The sequence below is a fragment of the Streptomyces sp. a15 genome (assembly GCF_059026085.1).
Window position 1 is genome coordinate 1 of the sequence record NZ_JBWLKM010000181.1, and the last position, 5,135, is coordinate 5,135.

Annotated in this window: 2 protein-coding genes and 2 pseudogenes; all 4 read right to left on the reverse strand. The window is 70.9% G+C overall.

What is annotated here, in order from left to right:
• Positions 1–598: pseudogene (locus tag AC5P09_RS51150) on the reverse strand (oxidoreductase); the annotation flags it as partial.
• A gap of 213 nt (positions 599–811) precedes the next feature.
• On the reverse strand, positions 812–3,223 hold the full coding sequence (locus tag AC5P09_RS51155) for a protein kinase domain-containing protein (protein WP_493880504.1): 2,412 nt from the start codon (positions 3,221–3,223) through the stop codon (positions 812–814).
• Between the two features lie 420 nt (positions 3,224–3,643).
• Positions 3,644–4,073 (reverse strand): annotated as a pseudogene (locus tag AC5P09_RS51160) (enoyl-CoA hydratase-related protein); the annotation flags it as partial.
• 44 nt (positions 4,074–4,117) lie between these two features.
• The gene (locus AC5P09_RS51165; RefSeq protein WP_493880505.1) at positions 4,118–4,696 is read right to left on the reverse strand and encodes a TetR/AcrR family transcriptional regulator; all 579 of its coding nucleotides are present in this window, start codon (positions 4,694–4,696) and stop codon (positions 4,118–4,120) included.
• Positions 4,697–5,135 lie beyond the last annotated feature (439 nt).

The window sequence follows — 5,135 nt, forward strand, 5'->3', positions numbered from 1 at the left end:
CGAGGGCGCGGACGGAAACAAGGTCGGCCGTGCCGTTGTCGATGCCCTTGGGGCGGGCAGGCAGGTCGGTACCGGCCCGGTTGAGGATCAGCGCGGTCGGCCACAGCGCGCGCAGGGTGCCCAGCAGAGCGTCGTCGCCCGCGTGCATCACGTGCAGGTAGGCGAGACCGAGCGGACTGAGGGCGCGCACAGGCGCCGGATACAGCTCGGCGGTGTCGGACTCGGCGATGTCGTTGAAGGGGTTGCCGGGGGAGATACGCAGGCCGGTGCGGTCGGCGCCGATCTCGCCGGCCACGGCAGCGGCGACCTCGACGGCGAAGCGGATGCGGTTGTCGAGGGAACCGCCGTAGCGGTCGGTGCGCTGGTTGGTGTTGTCGGACAGGAACTGGTGCACCAGGTAGCCGTTGGCGCCGTGGATCTCCACGCCGTCGGCGCCCGCCGCGACGGCAGCCGCTGCGGCGCGGCGGAAGTCGTCGACGGTCGCCGCGATCTCCTGCGTCGACAGAGCCCGGGGTGTCGGCATCTCCTGGGGCCCGGACGCGGTGAACATCGCGCCTTCCGGCCGGATCGCCGAAGGGGCGACCGGCTGGCGCCCGTGTTTACCGTGCCTCGTTGAGGTGGCGGGTGAGTTCCCGGTTGGCCGCGCGTGCGGCGTCGAGTTCAGCCGAGTGGCAGGCGGCGGCGCGGCCTTGCCCGGGTGTCCGGTCCTACCAATCGGCCACCGGCCTGAGGAGCAGGGCATCGGAGGTGTGCGCGTACTCCCACGAGTGCAGGTAGTACAGGTGCGATCCGGCTGTCCGGGTCCTGGTCCTCAGGTGACGGGCAGTCCGTAGGTCCGGTCGAAGTGCTGGGCCACGAGGTGTCCGGCCCCGTCGCAGGAGAGCTGCCAGTCGTTGACGCCGGTCTCGCGACCGTCGGTGAAGTTCCACAGCAGACGGCCGGAGGCGGCGTCGATTGCGTAGAAGCCGTTCCTGTTCTCGAAGGCCGGCACGTGGACGGCGTGCGCCCCCACCGCGATCGGGTGGTCGACGTTGAGGCGGGGGGTCTCGCAGAACCAGCGCCGGGCGCCGGTCACCGCGTTGAAGGCGTGGACGCCGTAGGGATCGGTGCCCGTGGCGTAGACCGTGTTGCCGCCCGTCCCGAGGGAGGCGAACGTGCCGCGTTCCGCCTTCGCCTTCCAGCGGAGCTTTCCGGTGGCGAGGTCCAGGGCGATGAACTCGGAGCCGATGGCGAAGACGGTTCCGCCGAGCACCGCGAGACCAGGCCGCAGGTCGTAGCCCACCGGGCGCCGCCAGCGCAGGCCACCGCCGTCGCGGGTGCTGCGGACCGTGACATTGCGCAGCCCGTCGGCGTAGACGAAGTAGTCGGACGTGATGACGGGTTTGAGGGGAACGCCGACGTCCTCGGGGTCGATCGGTATGACGACGGCCCGGCGGGCCCTGAGGTCGACGCCGAAGACCGCGCTGGTGGACGTCGCCACGCCCTGCTCCTCTGACCGGCGTTCCAGCCTGGCGCCGAGGACAGAGACGACATAGCCGTCGTATCCACCGAGGAGTTGGTCGAACTGGAAGTCCTGGCCGAAGTTGAGGGTGAACTTCTCGGCGCCGCCGGCCAGGTCGACGCCGATCAGAGTCGCACCGGTGCCGAGGGCGACCGCGGCGTCGTTGGCCAGCAGTACGGGACTGGGGGAGAGGCTGATGCCCTGGTAGACCCATTTGGGCTGGGATCCGTTTCTCAGGTCGAGGCAGATCATGTTGCCCGGGCGGCTCTTCAGCAGGGCCGTGCCGTCGTTGAAGACGGCCGGGGTCTGGAGCAGCGGGCCGCCGCGGTAGACCCAGGTCGGCTCGGGGGCGGGGCCGGGCCGACGCGCCCGCTGCCCGCCGGTTCGTCCTCTGACGACGAGGGCGGTGCCGCCGACGAGGGCCGCGCCCGCGGTCACGGCGAGGAGGGTGCGCCGGCCGACACGGGAGCGTTCGGGGGCGCGGCGGTGTGCGGGTGCGGCGGAACGTTCCGTCGCCGGTTCCGCCGGTTCCGCCGGTTCCGCCGGTTCCGCCGGTTCCGCCGAGTCGGCTGCGGCCGCCGGGGGTCTCCGCTCGAGCGGCTCGGCCGTGGGCGGCGCTCCACGGGTGGTTCCTGCTCCATCGGCGGCGCGGTTGTCGGCGTCTCCGGCCGGGAGGAGGCGGTCCGGGTCCGCCGCGCCGTCTCCGCCGTCGGTCCCGTGCGACGACTGCCCCACCGGCGTCCGGCCCGACCCGTATCGGGCGAACGCGGTGGGAGCCCCGGCGGCGGCTGCGTCGGCCGCGGGCCGTGCGGGTGTCAGGGTCCGCGCGAGGCGGTCGAGATCCGTCGCGGCCGCCCGGCGGTCGTCGACCATGGCGGCCACCCGCGAGGGCAGCCAGCCCTCCGTCAGCACCTGTTCGGCACCGCCGGGCGCACAGGCCGCAGAGAGCCGGTCGGGGCTGATACGAAGGGCCGGGTCCTTGGCGTGACAGAGGCTGATGATTTTGTCCAGCGGCTCGGGCACCAGGGTCAGATCGGCCGAACCGTGGACCACCTGGTACAGCAGCGCGGCCGCGGCGGCACCGCTGAACGGCGCGTGTCCCGACGCCGCGAACGCGAGCACCGAGCCGAGACAGAAGACGTCTCCCTCCGGTCCCACCGGATGGCCGGTGGCCTGTTCGGGACAGACGTAGTCGAGCGAGCCGAACAGGCCGCTGGAGCCGGTGAGTTGGTAGCCGTCCCGGGCCCGGACGATGCCGAAGTCGATGACGCGCGGACCGTCCGCGGCGAGCAGCACGTTGGACGGCTTGAGGTCGCGGTGCACCAGCCCCTCGGCGTGCACCGCGATCAGCGCCTCGGCGATGCCCGCACCCAGCGCGAGGACCGTCTCCACCGGCAGCGGCCCGTGTGCGGCTACCGCCTCGGCCAGGGTGGGGCCGGGTACGTAGGCGGTGGCGAGCCATGGCGTCTCGTCGTCCGGCGCGGCGTCCACCACGGACGCCGTGTACACGCCGCCGACCGCCGCCGCGGCCGCCACCTCACGCCGGAAGCGGATCCGGAAGTTCTTGTCCTCGGCCATCTCGGGACGGATGACCTTGACCGCGACGGTGCGGCCGGCCGGCGAGGTGGCCAGATAGACCCGGCCCATCCCGCCTGCTCCAAGACGGGCCACCGGACGGTAGGGCCCTAGCTGCTCGGGATCTTCTGGGTGCAGTGGTTGCATGCCCTCGGCCGCCTGTTCTCGGTGGTACGGGCGGGAGTCCCGCCCACGCCGCGGGGGAAGGCCCTGTGGGGGGTCTGGCAGCAGACTAGAGGCTGAAACGTCCCATGAGAGTTCTTGTCGGCAACCGTCGCCGCTCCCTCGGACGAAGACGTTCCGGCCTACTCCTGCTCCGGAGCGCTGATTTGACGTCGTGTCAGAGATCGGGTGACACGTGCCCGTCGTGCGGGAACAGTGCGCCAGGAGCAACAGGCGGGGAACAAGTGCAGGATGAAACCACCGGTCCGCGGGAAGACCTCCGATGTGGCGAAGGTCACCCCGCGCTCTCGCCGTTCCCGCTCACGCTCCCTTTGGGCGCGCCGCCCCTGAGGGGCAACGAGCCGTGTTCAGGAGGCGGACGGCCCCAATGCGGCATCCGTGCGCGGGGCGCCGGGGGATGTTGATGTCCGCTTCGGGCAGGCACCAGAAGCCGCGGTCGGCGCGCATGACACGGAAGTCGTGGGCGAGGGAGACATCGCGCCGGCGGCGAAGGTGTGTCCCTGCAGCGCGGTCACCGTGATGACCGGCAGCGACAGCATCGTGCGAACAGCTCATGGACGGAGACGACGTAGTCCTGGTGCTGGTCGGCGTGGGCGAACAGCCAGTCCAGGTCGAGCCCGTTGGAGTAGAACTTGCCGGTAGCGGCGGTGACCAGGGCGCGGGGGCCTTCCACCTTCTCCACCTCGTCGAGCGCGGCACTGACGGCGGTGAGCCAGTCGGGGTGGAAACGGTTCTCTCCGTCTCCGTCTCCGTCTCCGTCTCCGTCTCCGAGGTCGAGGACGAAGACGTTGTCGTGGCGGTCGAGCGAGGGCATGGCGACTCCTTCGGGCTGAGCTGACTGGTTCAAGTGGCTGCGGGTTACGGCCGGGGCTCGGGTCGGGCACCGGGGCGGCCGCGCGGGGCGTAGAGGAGCAGGTCGTGGATCTCGGCGGCGGCTGCCTCGATCGGGGTGGTGCTCTCCTCGGCCCGGCACATGATGACCGCGCCTTCGGCCGCGGCGATGATGAAGGCGCCGAGCCGGCGGCTGCGTTCCTCGGTGAGGCCGTGCCGGACGAAGAGGGCCGCGAGGGCTTCCTGCCAGCGGGCGAAGACGGCGGCGGCGGAGCGGGCAAGCTGGGGTGCGTCGTCGTTGGTCTCGACGGCCACCGCCACGATCGGGCAGCCGGCCCTAAAGCCGCTCTCCACGAGTCGGTCGCGCCACAGTGCGAAGAACGCGTCGACGGCCTGCACCGGATCGTTTGCCTGTATGGCGGCGTCGATGAGGCCCGCGATGAAGTCTCCGGCGAGTGCCACCGCCTCGTCGATGAGCTCCGTCCGCCCGCCGGGGAAGTGGTGGTGCACCGAGCCGCGAGGGGCTCCGCTGTGTGCGAGCACCCGGTCGATGTTGGTCGCACTCGCCCCGTATTCACGCAGCAGGGCAGCGGCACTGAGGATCATGCGGTCACGGCTGTCACTTTTGCGCGGGCTCACCCGCCACCACGTTCCGACGACGACGTGGCCCGCCAGGCAGGCTACCTGTCGGTAACTTATGGGGTATGGCAGGAGCCGAGGAGTGACGCCGGATCAAGCGCGCTGAATCTCAGTTGCTGAATCTCAGTCGCTGAACCTCAGTGCTCTGCTCGGCCGCCACGACCTGTGTCTATTGGGCAACGACACCTGCCAGGACCCGCAGCGGGTGCAGGACCCCCGGCAACGGGCCCTGGACCTGTTCGACGCCTTCGGCAGCAGGGAGAAGACGGTGCACGCCAATCTGGGCGGGCACAATGGCACCCCGTGGAGCCGGAGGACGGGTACCGGTTCTAGTAGGACTCCGTTACGTCTGTCTGCCGGTCCTGTTCAGGGGAACGCTGAAGGTGTGGACGCACATGAAGTGAAC

Bases quoted from the DNA above. Each gene is read 5' to 3' on its own strand.
- AC5P09_RS51165 (WP_493880505.1), bottom strand. From the start codon at position 4,696: ATGATCCTCAGTGCCGCTGCCCTGCTGCGTGAATACGGGGCGAGTGCG.
- AC5P09_RS51155 (WP_493880504.1), bottom strand. From the start codon at position 3,223: ATGCAACCACTGCACCCAGAAGATCCCGAGCAGCTAGGGCCCTACCGT.